This is a genomic window from Nonomuraea basaltis, assembly GCF_005893125.1.
Lineage (GTDB): Bacteria > Actinomycetota > Actinomycetes > Streptosporangiales > Streptosporangiaceae > Nonomuraea > Nonomuraea basaltis.
This window is the reverse complement of sequence record NZ_VCJS01000091.1, coordinates 11,585-36,735: the sequence shown is the minus strand read 5'-3', so window position 1 is coordinate 36,735 and position 25,151 is coordinate 11,585. Positions and strand designations below refer to the sequence as shown.

26 protein-coding genes and 1 pseudogene are annotated in these 25,151 nt (G+C 70.3%); 8 read left to right on the top strand and 19 right to left on the bottom strand.

What is annotated here, in order from left to right:
• Positions 1-3: 3 nt before the first annotated feature.
• The 8 genes from EJK15_RS35100 to EJK15_RS35065 form a co-directional block, all read right to left on the bottom strand.
• The gene (locus EJK15_RS35100; protein WP_138714783.1) at positions 4-1,641 is read right to left on the bottom strand and encodes an AMP-binding protein; all 1,638 of its coding nucleotides are present in this window, start codon (positions 1,639-1,641) and stop codon (positions 4-6) included.
• A gap of 4 nt (positions 1,642-1,645) precedes the next feature.
• Positions 1,646-2,512, bottom strand: a complete 867-nt coding sequence (locus EJK15_RS35095; protein WP_138714782.1) for a crotonase/enoyl-CoA hydratase family protein — start codon at positions 2,510-2,512, stop codon at positions 1,646-1,648.
• Entirely contained in the window at positions 2,509-3,114 is a 606-nt protein-coding gene (locus EJK15_RS35090; RefSeq protein WP_138714781.1) for a TetR/AcrR family transcriptional regulator, read from the bottom strand. Before EJK15_RS35090 ends, EJK15_RS35095 begins: the two co-directional genes overlap by 4 nt.
• Positions 3,115-3,170: 56 nt before the next feature.
• Positions 3,171-3,509 carry a lipocalin-like domain-containing protein gene (locus EJK15_RS35085; protein WP_240777410.1) on the bottom strand — a complete coding sequence of 113 codons (339 nt, stop codon included), beginning with the start codon at positions 3,507-3,509 and terminating at the stop codon, positions 3,171-3,173.
• A 265-nt stretch (positions 3,510-3,774) separates the two neighbouring features.
• Positions 3,775-4,182 carry an RrF2 family transcriptional regulator gene (locus tag EJK15_RS35080; protein ID WP_138714779.1) on the bottom strand — a complete coding sequence of 136 codons (408 nt, stop codon included), beginning with the start codon at positions 4,180-4,182 and terminating at the stop codon, positions 3,775-3,777.
• A gap of 5 nt (positions 4,183-4,187) precedes the next feature.
• The gene (locus tag EJK15_RS35075; protein WP_138714778.1) at positions 4,188-5,048 is read right to left on the bottom strand and encodes an ABC transporter permease; all 861 of its coding nucleotides are present in this window, start codon (positions 5,046-5,048) and stop codon (positions 4,188-4,190) included.
• Positions 5,038-5,829: an ABC transporter ATP-binding protein gene (locus EJK15_RS35070; protein ID WP_138714777.1), complete on the bottom strand. Its 792-nt coding sequence runs from the start codon at positions 5,827-5,829 to the stop codon at positions 5,038-5,040. The genes EJK15_RS35075 and EJK15_RS35070 overlap by 11 nt, the downstream gene beginning before the upstream one ends.
• A gap of 17 nt (positions 5,830-5,846) precedes the next feature.
• Positions 5,847-6,905, bottom strand: coding sequence for an ABC transporter substrate-binding protein (locus EJK15_RS35065; RefSeq protein WP_138714776.1), 1,059 nt, complete (start codon positions 6,903-6,905; stop codon positions 5,847-5,849).
• A 379-nt stretch (positions 6,906-7,284) separates the two neighbouring features.
• On the opposite strand from EJK15_RS35065, the gene EJK15_RS76540 reads away from it, so the two are divergent.
• The 6 genes from EJK15_RS76540 (at position 7,285) to EJK15_RS35040 (ending at position 12,324) form a co-directional block, all read left to right on the top strand.
• Positions 7,285-7,410, top strand: a complete 126-nt coding sequence (locus tag EJK15_RS76540; protein ID WP_276615457.1) for a hypothetical protein — start codon at positions 7,285-7,287, stop codon at positions 7,408-7,410.
• Complete coding sequence (locus EJK15_RS35060) at positions 7,410-8,504, top strand: YeiH family protein (protein WP_138714775.1); 1,095 nt, start codon at positions 7,410-7,412, stop codon at positions 8,502-8,504. The genes EJK15_RS76540 and EJK15_RS35060 overlap by 1 nt, the downstream gene beginning before the upstream one ends.
• Positions 8,505-8,597: 93 nt before the next feature.
• On the top strand, positions 8,598-9,377 hold the full coding sequence (locus EJK15_RS35055) for an ABC transporter permease (RefSeq protein WP_240777409.1): 780 nt from the start codon (positions 8,598-8,600) through the stop codon (positions 9,375-9,377).
• Positions 9,378-9,393: 16 nt separating this feature from the next.
• Positions 9,394-10,428: a taurine ABC transporter substrate-binding protein gene (locus tag EJK15_RS35050; RefSeq protein ID WP_138714773.1), complete on the top strand. Its 1,035-nt coding sequence runs from the start codon at positions 9,394-9,396 to the stop codon at positions 10,426-10,428.
• Positions 10,412-11,239 carry an ABC transporter ATP-binding protein gene (locus tag EJK15_RS35045; RefSeq protein WP_138714772.1) on the top strand — a complete coding sequence of 276 codons (828 nt, stop codon included), beginning with the start codon at positions 10,412-10,414 and terminating at the stop codon, positions 11,237-11,239. The genes EJK15_RS35050 and EJK15_RS35045 overlap by 17 nt, the downstream gene beginning before the upstream one ends.
• Positions 11,239-12,324 (top strand): LLM class flavin-dependent oxidoreductase, encoded by a 1,086-nt coding sequence (locus EJK15_RS35040; RefSeq protein WP_138714771.1) that lies wholly within the window; start codon positions 11,239-11,241, stop codon positions 12,322-12,324. The genes EJK15_RS35045 and EJK15_RS35040 overlap by 1 nt, the downstream gene beginning before the upstream one ends.
• Before the next feature lie 212 nt (positions 12,325-12,536).
• Here EJK15_RS35040 and EJK15_RS35030 read toward each other — a convergent pair whose 3' ends face one another.
• Both EJK15_RS35030 and EJK15_RS35025 read right to left on the bottom strand, forming a co-directional pair.
• Complete coding sequence (locus EJK15_RS35030) at positions 12,537-13,037, bottom strand: FAD/NAD(P)-binding protein (RefSeq protein WP_138714770.1); 501 nt, start codon at positions 13,035-13,037, stop codon at positions 12,537-12,539.
• Positions 13,038-13,310: 273 nt separating this feature from the next.
• Positions 13,311-14,579 (bottom strand): MFS transporter, encoded by a 1,269-nt coding sequence (locus EJK15_RS35025; RefSeq protein ID WP_206061272.1) that lies wholly within the window; start codon positions 14,577-14,579, stop codon positions 13,311-13,313.
• Positions 14,580-14,947: 368 nt separating this feature from the next.
• On the opposite strand from EJK15_RS35025, the gene EJK15_RS35020 reads away from it, so the two are divergent.
• Both EJK15_RS35020 and EJK15_RS77795 read left to right on the top strand, forming a co-directional pair.
• Positions 14,948-15,844: a TauD/TfdA dioxygenase family protein gene (locus EJK15_RS35020; RefSeq protein ID WP_138714769.1), complete on the top strand. Its 897-nt coding sequence runs from the start codon at positions 14,948-14,950 to the stop codon at positions 15,842-15,844.
• Positions 15,845-16,057: 213 nt separating this feature from the next.
• Positions 16,058-16,641 (top strand): annotated as a pseudogene (locus EJK15_RS77795) (sulfatase-like hydrolase/transferase); the annotation flags it as partial.
• A 315-nt stretch (positions 16,642-16,956) separates the two neighbouring features.
• On the opposite strand, the gene EJK15_RS77790 reads toward EJK15_RS77795, so the two are convergent.
• The 9 genes from EJK15_RS77790 to EJK15_RS34970 are packed head-to-tail and all read right to left on the bottom strand — an operon-like array spanning position 16,957 to position 25,144.
• Positions 16,957-17,553: an OsmC family protein gene (locus EJK15_RS77790; protein WP_206061271.1), complete on the bottom strand. Its 597-nt coding sequence runs from the start codon at positions 17,551-17,553 to the stop codon at positions 16,957-16,959.
• Entirely contained in the window at positions 17,508-18,128 is a 621-nt protein-coding gene (locus EJK15_RS35005; protein WP_171074703.1) for a VOC family protein, read from the bottom strand. Before EJK15_RS35005 ends, EJK15_RS77790 begins: the two co-directional genes overlap by 46 nt.
• Complete coding sequence (locus EJK15_RS75005) at positions 18,125-18,694, bottom strand: alkylhydroperoxidase domain protein (protein ID WP_138714767.1); 570 nt, start codon at positions 18,692-18,694, stop codon at positions 18,125-18,127. The genes EJK15_RS35005 and EJK15_RS75005 overlap by 4 nt, the downstream gene beginning before the upstream one ends.
• Positions 18,691-19,281: a CMD domain protein gene (locus EJK15_RS75000; RefSeq protein WP_138714766.1), complete on the bottom strand. Its 591-nt coding sequence runs from the start codon at positions 19,279-19,281 to the stop codon at positions 18,691-18,693. Before EJK15_RS75000 ends, EJK15_RS75005 begins: the two co-directional genes overlap by 4 nt.
• On the bottom strand, positions 19,278-20,270 hold the full coding sequence (locus EJK15_RS34990) for a putative FMN-dependent luciferase-like monooxygenase (protein ID WP_138714765.1): 993 nt from the start codon (positions 20,268-20,270) through the stop codon (positions 19,278-19,280). Before EJK15_RS34990 ends, EJK15_RS75000 begins: the two co-directional genes overlap by 4 nt.
• Positions 20,267-21,814, bottom strand: a complete 1,548-nt coding sequence (locus tag EJK15_RS34985; RefSeq protein WP_138714764.1) for a dipeptide ABC transporter ATP-binding protein — start codon at positions 21,812-21,814, stop codon at positions 20,267-20,269. Before EJK15_RS34985 ends, EJK15_RS34990 begins: the two co-directional genes overlap by 4 nt.
• Positions 21,811-22,599 carry an ABC transporter permease gene (locus EJK15_RS34980; RefSeq protein WP_138714763.1) on the bottom strand — a complete coding sequence of 263 codons (789 nt, stop codon included), beginning with the start codon at positions 22,597-22,599 and terminating at the stop codon, positions 21,811-21,813. Before EJK15_RS34980 ends, EJK15_RS34985 begins: the two co-directional genes overlap by 4 nt.
• Positions 22,596-23,525 carry an ABC transporter permease gene (locus EJK15_RS34975; RefSeq protein ID WP_138714762.1) on the bottom strand — a complete coding sequence of 310 codons (930 nt, stop codon included), beginning with the start codon at positions 23,523-23,525 and terminating at the stop codon, positions 22,596-22,598. The genes EJK15_RS34980 and EJK15_RS34975 overlap by 4 nt, the downstream gene beginning before the upstream one ends.
• Positions 23,522-25,144 (bottom strand): TIGR04028 family ABC transporter substrate-binding protein, encoded by a 1,623-nt coding sequence (locus EJK15_RS34970; protein ID WP_206061270.1) that lies wholly within the window; start codon positions 25,142-25,144, stop codon positions 23,522-23,524. The genes EJK15_RS34975 and EJK15_RS34970 overlap by 4 nt, the downstream gene beginning before the upstream one ends.
• Positions 25,145-25,151 lie beyond the last annotated feature (7 nt).

The following is a 25,151-nucleotide window of genomic DNA, read 5'->3' as shown; positions in this document are numbered from 1 at the left end:
CCCTCAGGGCTCGCTGTGCAGTTCTTTGACTTCGGCCTGGTCGATCTGGTCGCGGAGGCGGAATTTCTGGATCTTCCCGGAGCCGGTCAGCGGTAGATCGGCGGTGTGGAACCAGCGGGTGGGTGTCTTGTGGGGTGCCAGGTGCGCACGGCAGAACTGGTGGAGTTCGGCGACTGCCGGGATCTGGTCGGGGTGGGCGGGCACGAGGACCGCGGCAACGATCTCCCCCCAGGTGGGATCGGGCAGGCCGAGCACGGTGACGTCACGGATGCCGGGGTGGGTGAACAGCACCTGCTCGATTTCGGTTGCGTAGATGTTCTCCCCACCGCGAATGATCATGTCTTTGAGCCTGCCGGTGATGCGGAGGTAGCCGCGCTCGTCCATGGTGCCCAGGTCGCCGGTGTGCAGCCAGCCCTCCGGGTCGATGGTTTCGGCGGTGCGTTCGGGCATGTCGAAGTAGCCGAGCATGCGCTGGTAGCCGCGGGCGCAGATTTCCCCTGGCCGGCCGATGGGCACGGTGTCGCCGGTGACGGGGTCACGGACGGCGACCTCCAGTTGCGGCAGCGGCCGTCCGACGGTGGTGGCTTTGTCGTCGGGCGAGTCGTCGGGGCTGGTCTGCGTGACCACCGGCGACAGTTCGGTCTGGCCGTACACCGTGGTGAACTGGACGCCGAAACGGCGCTCGACCCGGTGCACGAGTTCGGGTGGAACGGGACTGCCGCCGGAGAGCACCCGCGACAGGCGGGACAGCTCGAACTGGTCGAACTCGGGGTGGCTGAGCATCGCGATGAGCATGGTGGGAACCCCTGCCAGCAGATCCGCGTGGTGGTTCTGGGCCGCGGTGAGCACGAGCACGGGGTCGAACAGCTGGCACAGGACGTAGGTGGCCCGCTGGTGGGCCGAGCCGAGCACGCCCATCGCGCAGCCGGCGGTGTGGAACAACGGCATCGCCGAGACCATGGCACCCCGGTCCGGAAGCTGTGTCCGGTCGATCATGAACCGGGCGTTGGTGACCAGCCCGCGGTGGTGCAGCAACGCGCCCTTGGGGAATCCGGTGGTGCCGGAGGTGTACTGGATCTGGGCAGGGTCGCTGGGCCGCACGGCCGGCAGGGAGCCGTCTGCCTGGTGGGTGCGTACGGACTCCTGCCAGTTTTCGAAGCAGAACGTGGCGCGTAGCTCGGGCAGGCCCGGTGTCGCTTCCCGCGCGATCGCGGTCATGTCGCTACCCCGAAACCCGGCGCTGTGAAACAGTCCCGCTGAGCGGGACTGCTCAAGGACGTAGCGCAGCTCTGCCGCCCGTAGCGCCGGGTTGGCGGTCACGACGATCACACCGGCCAGCGCCGCGCCGTATTGCAGGATGATCCACTCGGGGATGTTGGGCGCCCAGACGGTGATCCGCTCGCCCGGTTCGAACCGGTTCAGCAGCCAGTGTCCGCATTGCTCGGCGTCGGCCAGGAGTTGCCGGTAAGTCCATCGGCGGTCCGTGCGTTCGGCACCGGCCGGCGACGGCGTGCCTGGTGGCGCCACTTCGATGAGGGCGGTCTGGTCCCCGGCGTCCCTGGCGGCTTCGCGCAACAGGTCCCCTGTGGACAGGTCCAGGACGGGCCGGCTGGTGTCGGCAGGCCAGTACGCCAGGTCCATGGGTTCACTCCTCGTCGATTTCGGCTGTGGTGGGGATGGGGCCGCCGCCGTCGGGGATCGGCCTGCCGGAGTCGCGCCATCGCACCGCGGCGGGGAATCCGTGTTGTGCGGCGAATTCCTGGAACCAGCGGCCCTCGGGGGAGTGCCGGGTGATCCCGTCGAACAGGGTGGCCAGGATCTGGGTGCCGTGCAGGCCCATGTTGTCGTAGGCCTGGTTGATCATCAGTTTCTGCATGACCAGCTGGTTGACCGGGACCCCGGCGATGCGGTCGGCCAACGCCTCGACCGCGGTGTCCAGTTCGGCGGCCGGGACCGCCTGCAGCACCAGACCCCAGGCGGCGGCGGTGGTTCCGTCGATGGTGTCGCCCGTCAGCAGCATCCGCTTGGCCCGCTCGGCGCCGAGCCGGTAGACCCACATCGCGGTGGTCGGACAGCCCCACACCCGCGCGGGCATGTAACCGACCCGGGCGTCCTCGGCCATCACCACCAGATCGCAGGACAACGCGATATCACTGCCCCCGGCGACCGCGTAGCCGTGCACCTTCGCGATGGTCGGCTTCAGTGAACGCCACAGACTGAAGAAGTCGTCGGTGTTGCGCTTCATGTGCTGGTAATCCTTGATCGGATCCCACACCGGCGGCTGCGTCAGATCGCCGTGCTCGGCGTACTGCTTGAGGTCGTAGCCCGCGCTGAACGCACGCCCCGCGCCCTGGAGCACGATCACATGCACCGCCGGATCGTCGTTGGCTTGATCGACCAGCTCCTTCAGCCTGTGCGCCACTTCCGCCGTGATCGCGTTCAGCCGATCGGGCCGGTTCAACGTCAGATAAGCCTTGCGGTCCCGCACCTCATAGCTGATGACATCACTCACGGGTTGCTCCCCGCCGAGATGGCCCGGGCGACCGCGACCCAATCGGCGATCAGCCGCTCGGTGGTGCGCCGCTCACCGCGCAGCACATCGGAAATCGCCAGGCCACGCAGGAACTGCACCGTCAGCGACGCCACCATCGGGTAACGCTCGCCGGACGACAGATCCTCACCGAACACCTCGCCGACCACCCGGTAAAGATCCACACGCGCCCGCTTCTCCTCGCGGCGCAACACCTCCCGCAACGCCGGGTCCGTCCGCGCGGCCGCCCACAACTCCAACTCGGCGACGAACGCCGGACGCACCATCGACGCGCACAGCACCCGGATCGCGCGCTCCACACGATCAAGGTCGGCCGGCACGTCGGCCTCGGCCTGCCGCACCGCCGCCTCATTGCGCTCCATCAGCAGCCGGATCGTGGCACCCAGCATCGCCTCGCGCGTCGGGAAGTGATGCAGCAACGCACCCCGGCTGAACCCGCCGGCGCGCTGCACCTCGACGGTTGTCGTCGCCGCCAGTCCGCGCTCGATCAGCAACTCCACCGCGACCTGAACGATCCGCTGCCGCGTTGCCTCACGCTGCGCGGCCCGCACACCCGACGTCATGCGCGGACCGTTTCACAGTCATACCTGACTGTCAACTGGTCTCGGGGCCTCTCCGATCAGAAGCGCTTGTAGGTGACGCGGAACCCTTCTGCCGGATCTGCCGGCGTTAGGACCAGCTTGTCGCCCGACACTTGGAAGACGCGCGTCAGGCGCTGCCCGATGAGGTCGCGCACCAATGACGACTTGACGGTCACGACGAACGTCCTGGCGGCCTTGTCGACAGTGACAGTCCCGTAGAAGGCTTCGTACCCGTTGCTCGTGTACGGCGTGTCCGGAGCGTTGGCGTCGGGGTTCATGGCCTGCACCGACATGGTGCCGGACTTAGTGAAAATGATTTGGCCGGAGTACGGCACGGGCTGGAGGTTCCCTTCGGTGCCGACCTCGAGTGAGGTCATACGCCACGCACCGATGAGGGGAGAGACGCCGCGATGAGCCATGCCGGACTGGGCGAATGAAGGCGCGGACCCGAGGAGTGCTCATTTGTAGATGTGGCCCAACTGACAACGGCGGCGATCCCGGCGACCAGCAGCACCCTCACCATTGTGGTCCATCGGATCCCCCGGTCATCCCGAGCGGGTGCATTGCTCATCCCCCGCTCGCCGCTCGCCGAGCAGGAAGTTGGCGGTCAGCGTGAGGGCATGTGCATGTGGTTCAAGGCCCTCAGTTTTCCGATGGCTCGGGCAGCGAGCCCTTCGCGACGTGGGCGAGGGTGATCTCGGTGAGCAGGGCTTGCTCGTGGTCGCGCAAGGCGCTCCACACGTCCGCCAGCGGCCTGGCCACGCCCGGATACCCGCCGTGGTCGCTCCCCTCGGGTACGCCTTCGACCACGGTGATGATGTCAGCCAGCGTGATCTCGGCGGCGGGACGGGCCAGCCAGTAGCCACCCTCGGGGCCGCGCTGGCTGTGCAGGAGACCGGCGCGGCGGAGCTGGAGCAGGATGTTGTCGAGGAACTTGCGGGGAATCCCCTGAGCTGCTGCGATCTTGTCGGCCGGCACAGGTCCTGGCGGCGCCGCGGCGAGTTCGGCGGCGGCGCGCAGGGCGTATTGAGTTCGGGCGGAGATCCGCATGTCGCTCAGTTGGTGACCTGGTGCAGACCCCAGCGGCGCCGCAGCGCGCCGTCGGCCGCGCCGAAGAGGCGGTCGATGAGGATGCCGATGGCCAGGATGACGATCATGGTGGCGAGCAGGCCGGCCGAGTCGGCCAGTTCGCGGGCGAAGTGCAGCTGTTCCCCCAGGGAGGGCCGGTTGGCGATGATGACGAGCAGTTCGCCGGCCATCAAGGAGCGCCAGGCGAACGCCCAGCCCTGCTTGAGCCCCGCCAGGAAGGACGGCAGCGAGGCGGGCAGGATGACGTGCCGGTACAGGGCGAGGCGGCGGAAGCCCAGCATGTGCCCGGCCCGCAGCAGGATCGGCGGGGTGTAGTCGACGCCGGCGATCAGGCCGTTGGCGACGGACGGAGCGGCGCCGAGCACCACGACGAACAGGATCGCACTCTCGCTCAGCCCGAACAACAGGATGGCGAGCGGGAACCAGGCGATGGACGGCATGGTCTGCAACCCGGTGATCAGCGACCCGACGGCCCGGCGCAGCGGCCGGATACGCGAGACGAGGGCGCCGACGACGAGTCCGACGGCGATGGCCGCCGCGAAGCCGGTCACGGCGCGGCGCATGGTGACGGCGACGGCCTGGTAGAACTCGGCCTCCCCGAGGCGGTGGCCCAGCTCCGTCAGGGTGGTCACCGGGCCGGCGAAGACGTACTCCGGCCACCAGCCGGCCAGGACCACCGCCTGCCAGGCGAGGAGTGTGATGGCGATCGCCGAGGCGACCGGCCACAGCCCCGACCAGGCGCGCATAGCCAGGCCGGCGCGCCGGCGGTCGGCGAGTTCGAGGGCGTCGAGCCCGGCGATCTGCTGGGCGTGGGTGTCAACGGCCATGGCGCATGACCTCCTGGCGCAGCCGGTCGGTGATCTCAGCGGCCTGCTCTGCCACCTCGGCCGAGTCTGTGCGGCGGGGCCGGGGCAGCGTCACCGGGAAGTCCTCGACCACCCGCCCCGGTCGGCTGGACAGCAGCACGACCCGGTCGCCGAGCCGGACGGCCTCGCGGACGTTGTGGGTGACGAACAGGACGGCGAGGCCGCGTTCGCGCCAGATGCGCTCCAGCTCGTCGTGGAGCAGGTCGCGCGTCATCGCATCCAGCGCGCCGAAGGGCTCGTCCATCAGCAGCACGTCGGCGTCCTGGGCGAGCGCGCGGGCCAGGGCGACGCGCTGGCGCATGCCGCCGGACAGCTCGTGCGGGCGCTTGCCGCCGAACCCGCCCAGGTGCACGATCTCCAGGAACTCGGCCGCGCGGGCCCGGCGCTCCTTGCGGGCCACGCCCTTGGCGCGCAGCGCCATCTCGACGTTCGCCGAGACGGTCAGCCACGGGAACAGCGCCGGCTCCTGGAACATCAGCGCGACCCGGTCGCGGTCGACGTCGACGCGGCCGGCGGTGGGCGCGTCGAGCCCGGCGACCAGAGACAGCAGCGTGCTCTTGCCGCAGCCGGAGGCCCCCAGCAAGCAGACGAACTCGCCCGGCGCCACGTCGAGGGCGACGTCATCGAGGGCTAGCAGGCCGGTCTTGCCCTGGCCGTACATCTTGGAGACGGCCTCCAGCCGCACGGCGGGCTGGTGCCCGCCGTTGCGGCTGCCGGCCTGCTCCGTCAGTGGAGCGGTCATGGGATCTCCTGGGTCGCTTACTTGTCCGAGATGGAGGACTGCCCCTTGGTGGCGAGGACCTCGTTGAGGATCTTCAGGTCGTAGATGCCGTTCAGGTCGACCGGGTCGAGCAGGCCGACCTTGGTGGCGTGCTCGGCGCTGGCGACGAGGGAGGAGGCGATCGGGTCGTTGGTGAAAGTGATGTTCTTGAACGCGCTGTCGAGCACCTCGGGCTTGAGCGGCTTGCCGGTCAGCTTCTGCAGCGCGGCGTTGGCGGTCTGCGCGGCGCCTGCAGGGTCGGAGTTGATGAAGGCGTTGGCCTCGACGTGCGCCTCGATGAGCTTTCGGACGGCCTCAGGGTGCTCCTTGGCGAACTCCTGGCGGACGATCAGATGGGTGATCACGAACTGCTTGTTCGGCCACAGATCGCGCTCGTCGACCAGCACTTTGCCGCCGCTCTCCTTGATGAGGCGGCTGGCGAACGGCTCGGGCACCCAGGCGCCGTCGATGTCGCCGGTGGCGAAGGTCTGAACGGTCTGGGAGTTCTCCTGCGGCACGATGGAGACCTCGCCGCCGCCCTTGGTGTCGGCTTTGATGCCCTTCTCGGTCAGCCAGTAGCGCAGCGCCACGTCCTGGGTGTTGCCGAGCTGCGGGGTGGCGATCTTCTTGCCCTTGAGGTCCTCCGGCGTATTGATGCCCGGCTTGACCACCAGGAAGACGCCGCCGGATGCCGCCCCCGCGACGATCTTGATGGCCTGTCCCTTGGACTTGGACCAGGCGTTGATGGCGGGGTTCGGGCCGATGTAGGTGGCGTCGATCGCGCCGGAGAAGACCGCCTCGATCGCCGCCGGGCCGGCGTTGAACGTGCTGGTCTTCAGCGTCGTTCCGCTGCCCAGGTGCTTGGCGTACAGACCCTTCTCGACGCCGACGAGAGCGGTGGCGTGGGTGATGTTCGGGAAGAACCCGAGCCGCACCTCCGCCGGCCCGCCGCCGGCGGCGTCGCCCCCGCTTGCGCCGCCACCGCAGGCCGCCGCCACGGTCGTGAGCGCCAGGACGGCCAGTGCGGCCACCACCCCGCGAGCCCTGCGTGCGTACATCGGTTCTCCCTATTTCCCACTTATTTAGTAGCTTTTGTGGAGTTTATAGCTCTATCCGCACGGTCACGTCAAGTCACACCTCGGTGAGACGTGAGCAAGCGGCCATGGTTGGGCGCCTGGACTTGATCGAGACGTCCAGTACAGAGACCGGCTTGTCGCAGACGAGCACGTCGGTTCGCACCCCGGCCCGGGCGATCAGCACCCAGGAGCAGTACCGGAGTCGGCGGATCGGCCCAGTGCGGGGCGATGCACGGCTCGACCTGTCCGCAGTAGCCCACCCGCTCCGCGGCTACACCATATTCCATGGTTTCCCTATTGATTTCCTAGGGATTTTCGCGGAGGATCCGGACTGAGACGCGATGTCGCAGAAAGGCATCCCATGAGCGCGCACGAACCCCCCGAGAGCCGCACTGCGTTCAACGAGGACTGGGCGGCTACCATCCTCGGCCTGGTCTTACTCGTCCTCGTCCTCACTGGCGTCATTCCGCCTGGGCTGGTGCCGTGATGACCGCCGAGACCTCCACCGCGCCCCGGACGTGGCAGTGGAACGCACTCGGCGTCCTGACCGTCCTGCTGCTCGGCGCCGCCACGAGGTTCTTGGAGCAGGGCGTCCCGTCCTGGTTCGAGGGGAACGCGCTGGCCAAGGCCATCGAGTTCCCGGTGTACGCGATCGCGCTCGGCCTGCTCGGCAACGCCGTCCTGACCGCCACGGGGCTGCGGGATCGGCTGGCGGGCGGCTTCCGCACCGAGTTCTTCATCAAGACGGGGCTGGTCCTGCTGGGCGCGTCGATCAACCTCGAAGTGATCGTGACGGCGGCCGGGCCGGCCATCGTCCAAGGCATCGTGCTGATCAGCACGGTGTTCCTGTTCACCTGGTGGCTGGGTGGCAAGCTCGGGCTGGACGACAAGCTGCGCGCGCTGCTGTCGGCCGCCGTGTCGATCTGCGGGGTCAGCGCCGCCATCGCCGCGGCCGGGGCCGTACAGGCCAAGCGCGAGCAGCTTGCCTACAGCGCGAGCCTGGTGATCGCCTTCGCGCTGCCGTCCATCTTCATCCTGCCGGCGCTGGCCTCCCTGCTCGGATTGAGCCCGGAGGTGGCCGGTGCGTGGATCGGCGGCAACATCGACACGACGGCCGCGGTGACCGCGGCGGGCACGATCGTCGGCGAGGACGCCCTGGCCATCGCGACCATCGTCAAGGTCACCCAGAACGCGCTCATCGGCGTCGTCGTGGTGGCGCTGACCGCCTGGTTCGCCTTCCGGATCGAGCGGCGGCCCGACGCGCCCCGTCCCGGCCTGGCGGAGCTGTGGCGGCGCTTCCCGAAGTTCGTGCTCGGGTTCGTGGCCGCCTCGGTGCTCGCGACCTGGTACCTGACCACGGTCTCCGCGGCGCACGGCAAGGAGGTCATCGGGGTCGCCAATGACCTGCGCACCTGGTTCCTCATCCTGGCGTTCGTGAGCATCGGTCTGGAGTTCCGCGTCTCGTCGCTGCGGGAGGCGGGCTGGCGACCGGTCGGCGTGTTCGCCGTGGCGACGGTGGTCAACGTGCTGGTCGCACTCGCCCTGGCAGTCGCGTTGTTCTCGGGGTTCTCCGCGGCCTGACAGCGGCGTCTCCCCACGTTGCGTGGTCCAGGTGGGATCATCTACGCTATTCCCCACTAAACCAGTCGCTTATTATGGAATGAGGAAGTGTCGGTGATCCGTGGTGCCGGACTCCGGGTGGCGAGCGTGGTCCTGCTGGCCGCGATCTGGTGGGCGGTCTCGGCCGCCCACCTGTGGCCCGAGGTGTTCGTGCCCTCGCCCGGCTCGGTGTGGGAGCAGTTCTTCCTCACCTCCTCCGTGCACGACGGACAGCGCGGCTACAGCGGCTACCTGCTGTCGGAGCACCTGCTGGCCAGCCTGCGCCGCATCGCCCTTGGCAGCCTGTACGGCGTGGCGGGCGGCATCGCGCTCGGCCTGGTCGTCGGGCTCGTGCCGACCGTTCGGGCCCTGCTCAACCCCCTGATCACGTTCGTGAGGACGCTGCCGCCGCTGGCCTACTTCAGCCTGCTCATCATCTGGCTGGGCATCGACGAGCCGCCCAAGGTCTCGCTGCTGTTCGTGGCCGCGCTGCCGCCCGTCGCAGTGGCAACGGCGGACGCGGTACGCGGCGTGCACGAGGACTACTTGCACGCTGCCCGATCGCTGGGGGCGAGCCGGTGGCAGTTGCCGTACCGGATCGTGCTCCCCTCCGCGCTGCCTGAAGTGATCACTGGCATCCGGGTCGCAGTCGGGGTGGCGTACACCACGGTCGTGGCCGCCGAGACGGTCAACGGGGTGCCGGGCATCGGCGGGATGATCCGCGACGCGCAGCGCTACAACCAGACCGACGTGGTCGTGCTCGGGCTGCTCGTCATCGGCGCCTCCGGCCTGCTCATCGACGCCCTCCTGCAACTCACCGAGCGCCTGCTCGTGCCCTGGCGCGGCAAGGCATGACAAGAAGGCATCAGCCATGAAACACCGCCTCATTCCCGCGCTCGCGCTCGCCCTGTGCCTGGCCGCGTGCTCCACCGGCACTGGCGCCACCCCGAGCACCGCGCCCAACGCCGACGGCAGCCCCAAGGAAGTACGCATCGGCTACCAGCTCATCCCGAACGGCGACCTGATCGTCAAGGACCAGCGGTGGCTGGAGACTGCGCTGCCGAACACGAAGATCAGCTGGATCAAGTTCGACTCGGGCGGCGACGTGAACACCGCGATGGTCGCCGGCAGCATCGACATCGGCCTGGCCGGCAGCAGCCCGGTCACCCGCGGCCTGTCCGCACCGCTGAACATCCCCTACCAGGTGCCGTGGATCTTCGACGTCATCGCCGAGAACGAGGCGCTCGTGGCCCGCGAGGCCGGCTCGGTCGGCGAGCTCAAGGGCAAGAAGATCGCGACCCCGTTCGCCTCGACCTCGCACTACAGCCTGCTGGCCGCACTCCAAGAGGCTGGGCTGGCCGAGTCCGACGTGACCGTCGTCGACCTGGAGCCGCCGGACATCCAGGCCGCCTGGGCGCGCGGCGACATCGACGCCGCCTACGTCTGGACGCCGGTGCTCGGCGAGCTGCGCAAGACCGGCAAGGTGCTCGTCACCAGCAAAGAACTGGCCGCCAAGGGCAAGCTCACCGCCGACCTGGCCGTGGTCCGCACCCAGTTCGCCACGACGTACCCACAGACACTGCGCACCTGGCTGCAGCAGCAGGACCGGGCGGTCAAACTGGTACGCGCGGACAAGGCGGCCGCCGCCGCGGCCGTCGGCCGCCAGCTCAACCTCGGCCCCGCAGAGGCTTCCAAGCAGATCGACGAGCTCATCCTGCTCGACGGCAAGGAGCAGGCCGCCCCCGACTACCTGGGCACGCCCGAGAAGCCCGGCGCGCTCGCAGAGAACCTGCACAGCGCCGCCGAGTTCCTCAAGTCGCAGAACAAGCTCCCCGCCGTGCCCGACCTGGCCGTATTCCAGAAGGGGCTGGCCACCAAGGATCTACGCGATGCGTTCGCAGGATAAGGCGCTCACCGCGGTGCGCACCGCCGCCGCGGTGCGACTGAGTGAGGTCTCGCTGACATATGGCCTCCCCTCCCGCTGGTCCAGGGCCGAGCCTGTCGAGGCGCTGCGCGGCATCAGCGCCGACATCGGCGCGGGCGAGTTCGTGACCATCGTCGGGCCGTCGGGCTGCGGCAAGAGCACGCTGCTGCGGCTGGTCGCCGGGTTCGCGTTCCCGACCGGCGGGCAGATCGCCGTGGCAGGCGAACCGGTGACGGCGCCAGGGCCGGACCGGGGCGTGGTGTTCCAGCAGCCGCGCCTGTTCCCTTGGCTGAACGTGCGCCGCAACGTGGAGTTCGGGCTGCGGATGGCCGGGGTTCCCTCGCCGGTCAGGCGGTCCCGGGCCGCCGAGCTGCTCGACCTTGTGGGGCTGGGCGACGTGGCCGGGCGGCGGCCGTACGAGCTGTCGGGCGGCATGCAGCAGCGCGCCGCCATCGCCCGAGCGCTCGCCCCCGACCCCGCGATCCTGCTCATGGACGAGCCGTTCGCCGCGCTGGACGCACTCACCCGGGAGCGCCTGCAGGAGGAGATCCGGCGCATCTGGCAGGCCACGGGCAAGACCGTGCTGTTCGTCACGCACAGCGTGGACGAGGCCGTCTCCCTCGGCACCCGCCTGCTGGTGATGAGCCGCAGGCCCGGCCGCATCGTGCTCGACCAGGCCTCCGACCTCCCGCACGCGCCCGACCCGCACACCCACCCCGAGTTCCCCGCCGTACGCGAGATCGTGGCGGCAGCCGTCCGGCGGGCCGCCTCCTCCGATACCGAGGTGACCTGATGCGTTTTCACTGGTTCCTGCCGACGACCGGCGACGGCCACGAGGTCCGCTCGGCCATCACCACCACCGACGCCTTCCATCCCGCGGCCCGCCCCGCCACCGTCGCCTACCTGACGCAGGTGGCCAGGGCCGCCGAGCAGGCCGGGTTCGAGGCCGCGCTCACCCCGGTCGGCGCGGGTTGCCCGGACCCGTGGATCGTGTGCGCAGCGCTGGCCCAGCACACCGAGCGGCTGAAGATGCTGGTCGCCTTCCGCACCGGCTACGCGCTGCCCACCCTGCTCGCCCAGCAGGCCCAGGCCTTCCAAGAGGTCTCCGGCGGGCGGCTGCTGCTCAACGTCGTCACCGGCGGCGACCCCGTCGAGCAGCGCGCCTACGGCGACTTCCTCGACCACGACGCCCGCTACGCCAGGACCGCCGAGTTCCTGCACGTGCTGCGCCGCTCCTGGGAGGGCGTGCCCTTCGACCACCACGGCGAGCACTACCGCGTCGAGGGCGGCGGGCTGGCCGAGCCCCTCGACCCGGCGCCCGAGCTGTACTTCGGCGGCGCGTCTCCGGCGGCCGCGCAGGTCGCGGTCCGGCATGCCGACGTGGTGCTCATGTGGGGCGAGCCACCACACGCGATCGCCGAGCGCATCGCCCGGCTGCGCGCGCTGGCCGGGCCGCTCGGCCGCAAGCTCCGGTACGGCCTGCGGGTGCACGTCATCGCCCGCGACACCGGCGCCGCCGCCTGGGCCGAGGCCGACCGGCTGCTGGCGGGCATGGATCCGGCCCGCATCGCCGCCGCCCAGCGGCACTTCGCCCGCTACGACTCCGTCGGCCAGCGCCGCATGGTCGATCTGCACACCGGCGACACCCGCGACCTGGAGATCCACCCAGGGCTGTGGGCCGGGGTCGGGCTGGTCCGGGAAGGGGCGGGCACCGCGCTGGTCGGCTCGTACGACGAGGTCGCGGTCCTGCTCCGGGAGTACGCGGCCGCCGGCGTGGACGAGTTCGTCCTGTCCGGGTGGCCGCATCTTGAGGAGGCGTACAGGGTCGGCGAGCGCGTACTCCCCCGCCTGGTGCGCGAGGCGGCCGTGCGCACGTAGCGACGACGAGGTTGGGCACGACAACACCTACAACCTGCACGCGGCCATCGACGTGGGCATCGCCGCAGGCGTCCTGGAGGAGGCCGTGGCGTTCGTGCGCACCAAGGCCAGGCCGTGGTGCGAGAGCGGGCAGGAACGCGCGGCCGATGACCCGCTCGTCATTCAGCGGGCCGGCGAGCCGGCCGTCGTCATGCGCCTCCTCAGTTGTACGCTCAGGCCGCCGCGTGCAGCCACGATCCGGCGACCTGGGCCAGCACCGTCCGGGCCAGCGCGTCGGCCTCCCGCAGCAGCGGCGCGATTCCGCCCGGGCCGTCGAACCCGGCGATGCCGCCGGCGGTCCAGGGGCCTAAGGCGAATCGGCGATCGTGCACGGCGCCGGTTCGCGTGACCAGCCGCCGGTCGGGGAGGCGCACGTCCAGCAGGCCCGACACCTCCCGGCACTCGCCCTGGGCGAACAGGCCGGCGATCAGCGGATCGATGCTCCGCCGCACGCTCGGTGCGGGTTGCCGCGCCTCGATGAGCGCCCGCGCCGTCGTCGAGCCGGGCACGGTAGGGCTGGTCGCCCGCCACGAGCGGCCCGCGCCCGGCGGATACGGGTCCACCACGTGCAGATCAAGCACGCGCCCCCGGCCCAACTGCGGCGCGTTCGCGCAGATCCGCTCCACCAGGCACGTCCCGATCGGGCCCGCGCCGATCACCACCACCGCGCTCATGGGCGGTCCCCGGTCGAAACGACCCCGCTTCCGCTCGCCTTCCGCACCTCGAACTCGCGTGTCACGTCTTCCTCCTGTAGAAGTCCTGCTCGTTTCCCCGCTGCCAGTCCGTTCAGCGGGTGCGTTGCGAGAGGCGATCAGCGACACTGCACGCTGGCGACGCGGCCGAAGTCCACGTGCGCACGCATGGTCAGGAGAATGCCGTGGCTCATGAACAGGAAGCTACACACCGCCGATCAAGTTATAAACATTACCTACTGGATATACATAGATTTAGGGTGTGGCGGTCCGCGATCGAGCGGTGACGATCAGCCCGGTGGCAGCGACCACCATCCAGGCGGTGAGATAAGCGAACGCGGCGGCCGGGGAAAGGAAAGTCCACAACAGCCCGGCGATGGCGCTGGCGGCGAAGTTGCCCAGCGACTGGACTGCGGCCAGCAGACCGAACGCCGAACCGCGCAAGCCGGCAGGCGCCAGCGCGGCGACGGCGGAGTGCTCTGCGGTCTCCACCGCACCGATACCGACCCCGGCCAGCACGAAAGGCGCCGCGAGCAGCCAGATGCCCGCGCCGGTGACGGCGAACAGGCCGTAGGCCATCGCGAAGGCGATCACACCGGCGGTCAGGACGAGGACCGGACCGCGCGTGCCGATCCGGTCGGCGAGATGTCCGGCGGGGACGGAGGCCAGAGTGGCGGCGAGGTTGTAGGCCGTGTAGAGGGCCAGCGCGATCATAGTCGCGCCGGCGGCGCCGTGGGCGGGGGTGAGCAGTTCGGTGGCGCGCAGGATGAGCAGGGTCGCCGCGACGTTCCCGACCTCGAACGCGGTGATCGCACCGAGGATCTTGCCGAGGTCGCCACGCAGGATGGGGCGGATGCGGATGCGCAGGGGCACCTTGTCACGTTGCCGGGGCCGGGCGGTGTGCCGGATGGCGTAGATGATCGCCACGGCGGCAAGCAGGCCGGGGACGACGGAGATGATGATGGCGGTCTTGACGCTGAAGAGAGCGACCAGAGCGATGGCCAGCAGCGGGCCCAGGACGGCGCCGAGGTTGTCCATCATGCGCTCGAATCCGTAGGCGCGGCCGTAGGCGGTGGGCGTGACGATGTCGGCCAGCAGTGCGTTGCGTGCCGGCACCCGTAGGCCGCGGGCGGTCCAGGCGCCGGCGCGCAGCAGGGCGACCTGCCAGACGGCGGTGGCGGCGCCGATGCCGGCCGACAGCACGGCGGTCGTGGCATAGCCGCCGACGGCGATCGCTCGGCGGCGTTTAGGGTCGTCGGCCAGGGCGCCGCCGCCGAAGCGGGCGGCTCCCGCCAGCGCGTCGGAGACGCCCTCGATCAGCCCGAGCGCGCTCGCAGGCGCGCCCAGGGTGGAGGTGAGCAGGCTGGGCAGCAGCGCGGAGGGCACCTCGTGCCCGACGTCGGCGAGCAAGCTCGCCCCGCCTATGCCGGCCACCCCCGGACCGAACCAGCCGCTTCCCAGCACGCCGCCGGGCCGAGCGGGGTTGCCGGCGGACTCGTCGGGGGCGGAGGCGGCGTCGGTCACGGCCGCAAGTATGCCCTAGGACCAATCCGGACCATAGGCGATATTTCCTACCTAATAGCCGTCTTATCCCCGCCGGCATGCGGGCGACCTCCACACCGGCTGTCCTGGCTGCGGCAGCGCTCGCCCTCACGGCTTGCGGTGGGACCGACCGGCCGACCGCTTTGGTTTCGTCAAGCTCGCCCCCTGGGGATAAACCCGTATTTCCTACATAATTTGTTGACTATGTGATCACACCGATCTACCTTGGGGAACGTGACGACCACGGATCTGACCATCCGGGGCCACGTGGACTACTGCCGCGTGGCCAGCGCGCTGTGTCCCTCCTTCCGACCTCACGCCAACCCTCCATCGTCGGAAGGACGAAACCCATGTCATCCCTGTCCATCGCCCCCGTAGCCGGCCGCATAGGCGCCCAGATCACCGGCGTGCGGCTCGGCGGCGACCTACCCGCCGACCTGGTCGCGGAGATCCGCCAGGCCCTGCTGCGCCACAAGGTGATCTTCTTCCGCGACCAGGACCACCTCGACGAGCGCAGCCAGGTGGCCTTCGCCAGCCTCCTCGGCGAGCCGACTGCGGCGCACCCGACCGTGCCCGCGCTCGACGGCAACGACCACATCCTCGACCTGGACTACCGCAACGGCCACAAGGTCGACCGGTGGCACACCGACGTCACGTTCGTCGACCGGCCGCCGCTGGCCTCCGTCCTGCGCGCCGTCACCGTCCCGGACGCGGGCGGCGACACGCTCTGGACCAACACCGTCACCGCCTACGAACACCTGCCCGCCGAGTTGCGTGACCTGCTCGACCGGCTGCGCGCGGTGCACACCAACGCCTACGACTACGCCCGCCTGGCCGGCACCGACGACCGGGCCCGCGAGTACGCCGAGGTGTTCGCCTCGACGGTGTTCGAGACCGAGCACCCGGTGGTGCGCGTGCACCCCGAGACCGGTGAACGCTCGATCCTGCTCGGCGACTTCGCCAAGCACCTCGTGGGCCTGTCCAAGTCCACCTCGGCCGCGCTCATCCGGCTGATCCAGGAGCACGTCACCGAGGTGGAGAACACCGTCCGCTGGCGCTGGGCACCCGGCGACGTGGCGGTCTGGGACAACCGGGCCACCCAGCACCGGGTGGTGCACGACTTCGGCGACCGGCCGCGTCACCTGCACCGGGTCACCGTCGCCGGCGACGTGCCAGTGGGAGTGGACGGGCGGCCCAGCGTAGTGCTGGCGGGTGATGCCGCCGCGTATTCACCGATCGCCGCCTGACCCCGTCGACCGCCGTACGACCCCGGCCCCAACGACGTGGCCGGGGCGTGCGGCCGGGGCTTCGGAGTGCCCCGCCCGCCACACACCCGGAGGAAGCCACATGACGTTCCATGGACGTGTCGGCCGGACCGTGGCCGAGTCGCCCCCTGGTGGCCGGAACAGGTGCGCGCGCCCGAGGGCGCCCCCAACATCGTCCTGGTGCTGCTCGACGACATGGGCTTCGCCGACATCGGGCCGTACGGCTCCGAGATCGACACCCCCACGCTCGACCGGCTCGCCGCCCGCGGCCTGCGCTTCACCAACTACCACACCACCCCGCTCTGCTCCCCTCCCGCGCCAGCCTGCTGACCGGGCTCAACCACCACCGGGCGGGGTACGCCTTCGTGGCCAACGCCGATCCCGGCTTCCCCGGCTACGCCTTCGAGATCGCCGACGACGTGCCGACGTTGCCTGAGATCCTGCGCGGAGCCGGGTACGCCACCTTCGCGGTCGGCAAGTGGCACCTGACCAAGGACGCCACGATGCACGACGGCGCTCCCCGCTCCTCCTGGCCGACGCAGAAGGGCTTCGACCGCTTCTACGGCATCCTGGAGGTGCTGACGTCGCTACACCATCCGCACCGCCTGGTCCGCGACAACTCCCCGATCGAGACCGACGCCTACCCCGAGGGCTACTACCTGACCGACGACCTCACCGACGAGGCCATCAGGATGATCAAGTCGTTGCGGGCGCACGACGCGCGCAAACCGTACTTTCTCTATCTGGCGCATCCGGCGGTGCACGGCCCGCTCATGGCCAAGCCCGCCGACATCGCGAAATATCTGGGCAAGTATGGGAAGGGCTGGGACGCGCTGCGCGAAGAGCGGTTCGCCAGACAACTCTCCGACGGGCTCTTCCCCGAAGGTGCCGCGCTGCCGCCGCGCAACAGCGAGCCCTTCCACGACGTCCCCGTCTGGGATTCGCTCCCGCGGAGGAGCGGGAGCTGTTCGCCCGGTACCAGGAGGTCTACGCCGCGGAGGCGGGACTGCGCGACCGCTACCAGTACGTCACCGACGTGCTCCCCTCACTGCTGGAGCTCGCCGGCGTTCGCACGCCGGTCCGGGGCTTGCCCGTCACACCAGTGGTGCTCCCGTTCGGGTCCGGACCACCGTTCCTCTGACCGGCTGTGGGTTGCGGATCAGGTTGAGTATCGGGCACACCCGCTCGACCTCGGCCTGCAGGTTCGCCAGCTCCTCGTCGGAGGCGGGCGAGTCGATCAGCACCTCATAGGTGAAGTTGTGCGGGTACACGGGAATGTCGCCGTCGCCCGGCTGCTGGGCTCGGGGGTCGTATTCGGCGCGCACGTCCACCTCCAGCGCGTCGATCGGCACCTCCAGCTCGGCCGCCTTGATCAGAAAGATGTGCGTGACGCAGCTGCCCAGGACGCCGGCCTGCAGTTCGGGTGAGGTAGGGCCGAGGTCGTAACCGGCGAAGTCGGGGCCGCTGTCGCTGATGATCTGGAAGTCCCTGATCCTGATGCGCCGGATGCCGCTGCGGCCCTCGGCGGTGACGTGGGCGTGCAGCGGGACTGGCCCGGCGGCGGGTGCCTCCCGGCGGGCCAGCAGGGCCGTGCGCTTGTGTGACAGGTACTCGCGTAGGGTGCTCCATGGTCTTTCTCGTCTGGTCAGCGCAGGGTCACATGGCCGAGCGGGGTGTCGATGACGGCCCACAGCGCCGTCTCGCGTTCTTGTGAGATGTCGAGCCGGACGCCGAGGGCGGCCAGGTCGCGCCGCAGCGCATCGGGGTCGGGGTGCACGGCGGAGAAGGAGGTCAGGCTCACCAGGGGCAGGTCCGAGGAGGCGGGGTGGTGTGTGTCGCCCCAGTCGATGAGGAACGGCACCGGCCTGACCGCCGCCGGATCCTCGCGCCGGGTGAGCCGCCACTCCAGCAGCACACCCGCAGGGGTGCGCCGGGACAGGGGCTGCACGTCGCCGGGGTCGTAGCCCTGCTCGCGGGACTGCCGCACCGCCTTGTCGATGTCCCCGGGGCGCACAGCCCAGGCCGCGAGCCGCGGCGCGGTCAGGGTCTCCAGGCCGAACGCCCGGGGCCGTGCGGACGCCTCCGGGTCCGGGCCGATGATCTCCAGGTAGGAGGTGGGGCCGAAGCGGATGAGGTAGTTCGCGGTGCCTCCGGGGTGTCTGCCGCCGGGCACAGGGCGGATCCCGGTGCGCTCGGCGAAGTCGGCGACCCCCGCCGCGAGGTCGGGCACCGCGTAGACAAGGTGGTCGAGCTGGGGTTCCGTCACTGGCCGGCCTCCTGGGTGGGCTCGCCGAGCGAGAGCATGAGCCGGTTGGCCCAGTTGAAGAACGCGGCGGCGTGGATGGTGTCGCTGATGGCCAGGTCATCGAGCCCCGCGGCGCGGAGCGCGGCGACGTGCTCCGGACCGAACTCGGCCGGCGTGGCGGCGAGCGCCACCGAGGCGTCGATGACGGCCCGCCAGGTGCCCTCCTGCCACGCACCGACGCCCTCGTCCAGCAGGCGCTGCACGTCGTCGGGGCGTTTGGAGTAGTGGCCGGCGAAGCGGGCGTGCACGGACGCGCAGTACACGCAGCCGTTGCGGCGCGAGGTCGCGGTGGCGCCCAGCTCGCGCTCGGCGCGCGGCAGCCCGCCGTCGGGGTTGTAGAAGATGTCCACGTCGGTCTTCGTGCGGGCGTGCAGGACATCCGGATCGCGGGCGAGCAGCAGGAAGTATGGGGAGGCGGCGCGCGCCTTGTCGACCAGCGCCTCATAGTGCTCGTCAGTCAGCTCGTCGGCCGTCAGGGGCGGAAGCCAAGGCTCCCAGCCGAGTTGGTCCTGGGTGAATCCGGTCATGAGGCCGATCCCTTCCGCAGCAGCCGCAGCCCGGCCACCACGCGTATCTGAAAGGTGAGGAAGGCGACGAGCTGCGACAGCGACACGATGGCCGTGGCGCTCCAGCCCGCTCGGGCCAGGGCGTCCAGATCGTCCTCGCGAGCCTCGCGCGGCCGGAACACGAGCAGGTGGGCGTGCTGGAACGCGGCGGCGAGCCGGACGCCCAGGTCGGCGGGGTTCCGTGCCCGGTAGCGCAGTCCCTCGTCGCTCTCCTTCGCCAGCGGGCCGCCGTCTGGGTAGACCCCGTAGGGACCGGTGGTGCCGCCCGCCTCGATCTCGGACTCCACGGCCTTGAGCAGGCCGGATGAGAGCTCGGCCAGCCGGTCGGCGTAGAAGGAGGCGATCTCGGCGTCCTGGTGCAGCCCGGCCACGAAGGCCGCGATCGCGTCCCGCTCGACGAGCGTGACTTCGCTGTCGTCGTCCGGGGTGAAGAGCGCGTCGAAGCTGCGCTGGGCGTGCTCGCGCGCGCCCGGCCGCCGGGCGCGCAGCCGGTCGAGCGGGGAGCCGGGTGTTATCCCGGCCAGCTGGTCGATGACATCGTTGATCATTTCGTGCTCAATTCTGTGGTGGGGAGCCAGCCGAGCGCGGGCGCGACCTCGGTCGCCAGCAGCTCGATCGAGCGGAGGACGAGCGGGTGCGGCGGGTCGACCGAGTGCACCTGGAAGACCAGGTCGGTGACCCGGTCGAGAGTCGGGTCGGCCCGGAGGCTTTCGATGACGTCCTCCGGGGTGCCCAGGTGCACGTCGAAGGCTGCGATGCGGCTGTCGAGATCGCCCTCGGGCAGCTCGAAGGGCAACCTGCCCCGGCCGAGGCCGAGCTCGGCGTAGCGCAGCGCCTCGGCCCGGCTGTCGGCGACGAACGCGGTCCGCGAGGCCACGATGCGCGGTCCGACGCCGGACGGCAGATTCCCGTAGTAGGCGTCGACAATCGGCAGCTGGAGGTCGGCCAGCGTCGCCTGCGGGTCCTCGGCGGGCCGCGGCTGGGTGCGTGACAGCATCAACCCGTGGCCCGCCCTCCCCGCCCGAGCGCCGCCCGCGACCGAGAACGTGGCTTCCCACACGGCGTCGAGGAGCCGGGGCGCGGGCGGGTAGAGCCGGTTGCCGCCGCCGAGGTCCTCCCCCGACCAGGCGCGGCGCAGCACCCACAGATGCTCGGCGTAGAGAGCCGCGCGGTCGGCGCTGTCGTGCCCGAACGGCGCGAACGACGACGGCGTGCCCCCGCCGCCCACGCCCACTTCCAGCCGGCCGCCGGTCAGCAGGTCCAGCACCGCCGTGTCCTCGGCCACCCGCACCGGATGCTCCAGCGGCAGCGTGATGATGCCGGTGCCGAGCCGGATGCGACCGGTCCGCGCGGCGACGTGGGCCAGGAACACCAGCGGCGCGGGCAGGCCGCCCTCCTCGCCGTCGAAGTGGTGCTGCGCCACCCATGCCGTGTCGAACCCGCAGGCCTCCGCGTGCTCGATCTGCTCGGCGGCCAGCCGGTAGCGCTCCCCCGGCGGCACATCGTCGAGGAGCCGGGAGAAGAAGCCGAGCCTCATCGCACCCGCTCCGGGATTGCGGCCAGCAGCTCGCGGGTGTAGTCGTGCCGGGGCTCGGCGAAGACCTGTCGGGTCGTTCCGGTTTCCACGATGCGTCCTTTGCTCATGACGGAGACGGTGTGCGAGATCTGGCGCACCACGGCCAGATCGTGCGAGATGAACAGGTACGTGAGCCCCAGGTCGCGCTGGAGCTGTTCGAGCAGGTCGAGGATCTGCGCCTGCACGGTGACGTCGAGGGCCGAGACCGCCTCGTCGAGCACGATCACCTCGGGGTCGGCGGCCAGAGCGCGGGCGATGGCGACCCGCTGCCGCTGCCCGCCGGACAGCTCGCGGGGCCGGCGGGCGAGCACGTCCTTCGGCAGCGCGACGTGCTCCAGCAGGTCGGCGACCCGGGCGCGGCGGGCGGTCCGGTCGCCGAGCTTGAAGTTGCGCAGCGGCTCCTCCACGATCTCCTCGATGGGCTGGCGCGGGTCGAGCGACCCGTACGGGTTCTGGTAGACAAGTTGCACGTGACGGCAGAACCGGCGGCCTTCCGGCGCCCCCGCGATGCTCACCGTTCCCGAGGTGGGCGTGGCGAAGCGCGCCACCATCCGCGCCGTGGTGGTCTTGCCGGAGCCGGACTCACCCACCAACGCGTGCGTCGTGCCGCGCGCCACCTCGAAGCAGATCCCGTCGACGGCCCGGAACGGGCGCCGCCCCACACGGAACTCCTTGACCAGGTCGCGGACCACGATCGCGGGCTCAGACTCAACCGGATCCAGGAACTGGCGCGCCGACAGGGCAGGCGCGTCGTTCAACAGCCGCTTGGTGTAGTCCGCCTCAGGGGCGGCCAGCACGGAGGCGGTCGGCCCCTGCTCCACGACGCGGCCGTCCTTCATCACCACCAGGCGGTCCGAGCGACCGGCGGCGACGCCGAGGTCATGGGTCACCAGCAGCACGGCGGTGCCGTACTCGGAGCGCAGGTCGTCGATAAGGTCCAGGATGCGCCTCTGCACGGTGACGTCGAGGGCACTGGTGGGCTCGTCGGCGATGATGAGCCGGGGGCGCAGGGCGATCGCGATGGCGATGAGCACGCGCTGGCGCATGCCGCCGGACAGCTCGTGCGGGTATTGACGGGCCCGCGTGTCCGGATCGGGCAGGCCGACGCGGGCCAGCAGGTCGAGGACTTGGCGGCGGATCGTCCGGCGGTCGCCATACCGGTGGATGCGCAGCACTTCGCCGATCTGGGCGCCGATGGTCTTGACCGGGTCCAGGGAGTTCGCGGGATCCTGCGGGACCAGACCGATCTGCGTGCCGCGCACGGACCGCAGGCGGTGCTCGGACCAGCCCGCCAGATCGACCTCGCCGAACAGGATCCGGCCGGCGTCCACGGACGCGTTCCCCGGCAGCAAGCCGATGATCGCGTGTGCCGTGGTGGACTTGCCGGAGCCCGACTCGCCGACGACAGCCACGACCTCGCCGGGCTCGATCGCGAAGGAGACGCCGTCCACTGCGCGCCTGCCGTCGTAGGAGACCGCCAGGTCGCGGACGTCCAGCAGGCTCATGCCCGCTCCTTTCCGATCGAGCGGCTGATGCGGCCCGCGGCGAGCACCACCGCGGCCACCACCGCTCCGGGCAGTGTGGTGAGCCACCACGAGGTGGCCAGGTAGTTGCGTCCCTCGGAGATGAGCAATCCCCATTCCGGGGTGGGCGGTTCGGCGCCGTACCCAAGGAAGCCGAGCGTCGAGATGGCCAGGATGGCCGCGCCGAACTGCAGGGCGGCCAGCGCGATGACGGGGCCCAGCGAGTTCGGCAGCACGTGCCGCCACAGCACCGCCGGGAACCTGCCGCCGCTGCCGAACGCGGCCTCCACGTAGTCGGCGCGCCGGACCCGCACCACCTCGGCGCGCGCCAGCCGGGCGAAGGCCGCCACCGAGCCGATGCCCACCGCGATTGCCACGTTCACCGTGCCGGGCCCGAGCAGGATGATCACCGTCAGGGCCAGGAGCAGACCGGGCACCGACAGCAGCACGTCCACGACCCGCATGACCGCCGCGTCGGCGAACCCGCCGGCCGCACCGGCCAGCAGCCCGAGCAACGTGCCCAGCAGCAGGCCCACCGCCACGGCCACGAGCGCCCCCGACAGCGAGTGCACCGAACCGTGCACCACCCGGGCGAACACGTCGCGCCCGACAGCGTCGGTACCGAACAGGTGCTCCGCGCTCGGCGCCTGGAGCTTTTCAGCAGGCACGCCGGCGATCGGGTCGTAGCCGGTGAACACCCCGGGCACGACCGCCCAGAGCAGCGCCAGGCCGAGCACCGCCCACGCGAGAGCCACTCCGCCCTTCACGCCGCCGCCTTGAGCCGCGGGTCGAGGATCGGGAACAGCACGTCCACGATCAGGTTGACCAGCACGAACACGGCTGCGGCGAGCACCACGACCGCGAGCATCACCGGGGTGTCCTGCGCGTTGACGGCCTGCTCGGTCAACCGGCCGATGCCGGCCCGGCCGAAGACGGTCTCGGTCACGACCGAGCCCGCGATCAGCTCGCCGAACGTCAGCCCGGCCACGGTCAGCGTCGGCAGCACGGCGTTGCGGGCCACGTGCCGCCACAGGACCCACCACCGCGTGGCGCCCTTGGCCTCGATCACCGGCACGAACGGCTGCGCGTACACCTGGTCGATGCTCCTGGCGAGCACCTGCGCGATGGGCGCCGAGATCGGCACGGCCAGCGTCAGCACGGGCAGGATGAGCTGCTGCAGGTCGCCGCCGCCGATCACCGGCACCAGCTTCAGCCGGAACGAGAAGGCCTGGATCAACAGGATGCCCAACCAGAACGCGGGGACCGAGATGAACACCGACGGCACGGACAGCAGCGCGCCCCGCAACCACGAAGTCCGGCTGTAACTCGCCGCGAAAGCGATCACCACGGCGATCAGCACCGCCAGCAGGAACGCGGCCGAGGCGAGCCGGGCCGTCCCGGGCAGCGCCTCGGCCAGCCGCTCGATCACAGGGGTGCCGGTGTCGATCGAGTAGCCGAGGCCGCCGGTCACGAAGCCGAACAAGGTCCGGAAGTAGTCGCCGATCGGCGAGCCGCCGGCGTAGTAGGCGCGGATCTCGGCGATCTGCTGCGGCGACAGGCCGAGCTCGGGGTTCTGGAACTTGATCAGGATCGAGTCGCCGGGCAGCAACTGCAGGAGCACGTAGCTCGCCGTGAAGGCGGCCCAGAGCACGAGCGCCGCCTGGCCGGTCCTCGACAGGAGGTATCGCGTCACTGCTGCGACTTCCACACCGAGTAGAACCAGGGCCGGGCGACCGCTTCGAAGGCCACGCCCTTGACGTGCGGTGCGGCGCCGTACACCTGGGGCTCCTCGAACAGCGGGATCGCGTAGCCCTGCTCGATCACGTACCGCTGGATCTCGGACACCTTGGCGTTGCGCGCGGCCACGTCGGGCTCGGCGGACTCCTCCTCCAGCAGCCGGTCCAGCTTCTCGTCCTCGTGGAGGATGACGTCGCGGTTCTGGCTGTGGAAGTGACTCTTGATCACGTCCTGGTCGGCGCGGCCGACCATGCCGTGCTGAATCGCGGTCTTCTCGGCGTTCTTGATGTCCACGGCCTGCGTGCCGGCGTCGGCGGGGCGGATCTCCAGCTTCACACCGAGCTTGGCCCACTGCTGGGCGACGAGTTCGAGCGTCTGCTTCGACAGCGGCTGCGGACCGGAGACGAACACGCCGAGCTGCAGCCTCACGCCGTCCTTGGCGCGGATCCCGTCGGCGCCGCGCGCCCAGCCCGCCTTGTCCAGCAGGGCGTTGGCCTGGTCCGGGTCGTAGGCGAGCTCCTTGGACAGGTCGGAATAACCCTGGGCGAGGTGGCTGAGCACGGAGGTGGCCACCGGATAGCTCCCGGTGAACAGGGTGTCGACGACCTCCTTGGCGTTCGTGCCCGCCTGCAGCGCCCTGCGCACGTCGACGTCCTTGAGGATGCTGTTCGTGGGCCGCAGGTAGAGGCCGTTGTTCACGCCCCGGGTGGGCTCGGCGTAGATCTGGAAGCCCGCGTCCTTGACGGTTTTCTCGTCGTACGCCTGGACGTAGCGCACCATGTCGGCCTGGCCGGAGGTGAGCGCGCCCACCCGCACGTTGTCCTCCGGCGTGACAATGATCTTGACTTCGTCGAGGTACGCGCGGCCCTGGTGCTGCGACGACGGCGGGGCCCAGTTGTAGTCCTTGCGCGCGGCCAGGTCGACTTCCTTGTCGACGATCTGGCTCTTGAGGGTGAAGGGGCCCGAGCCGATGATGTTCTTGAGCTGGCATTGCTGCTCGTACGGCAGGGAGAGCGTCTTCTTGGAGACGAGGCCGGCGCCGATCACGGAGGTGCCCTGGAGGAAGCCCGGCGACGGCTGCTTGAAGTGGAACTTCACCGTCTTGGCGTCGACGACCTCGCTGCGTTCGTAGTTGTTGACGAACTCGGCGACGGGCAGCTTGAGCTTGGGCTCGCCCAGGCCGTACACGTCGAAGTTGGCCGCCACGGCGGAGGCGTCGAGCGGGCTGCCGTCGCTGAAGGTCACGCCGTCGCGCAGGTGGAACGTGTACTCGGTGGCGTCCTCGTTGATCTCCCACTTGGCGGCGATCCACGGCTCGATCTTCAGCGTCTCGGGGTTCTGCCAGGTCAGCTTGTCGGTGATCTGATTGAGGATGCCGCCGTTGGGATAGAAGCCGGCGGCGGGTAGGTAGAGGCAGGTCGGGGGCTGATGCTCCAGATAGGTCAGAGTGCCGCCGTAGGCCGGTTTGTTGCCGTCGCCTGCCACGGTTTCGGCAGCTCCCCCGCCGCCACAGGCGCCGAGTAGGCCCACGACGGTGAGCATGGCGGCGGTGAGCAACGGCCTGGATGGAGACATGGGGGTA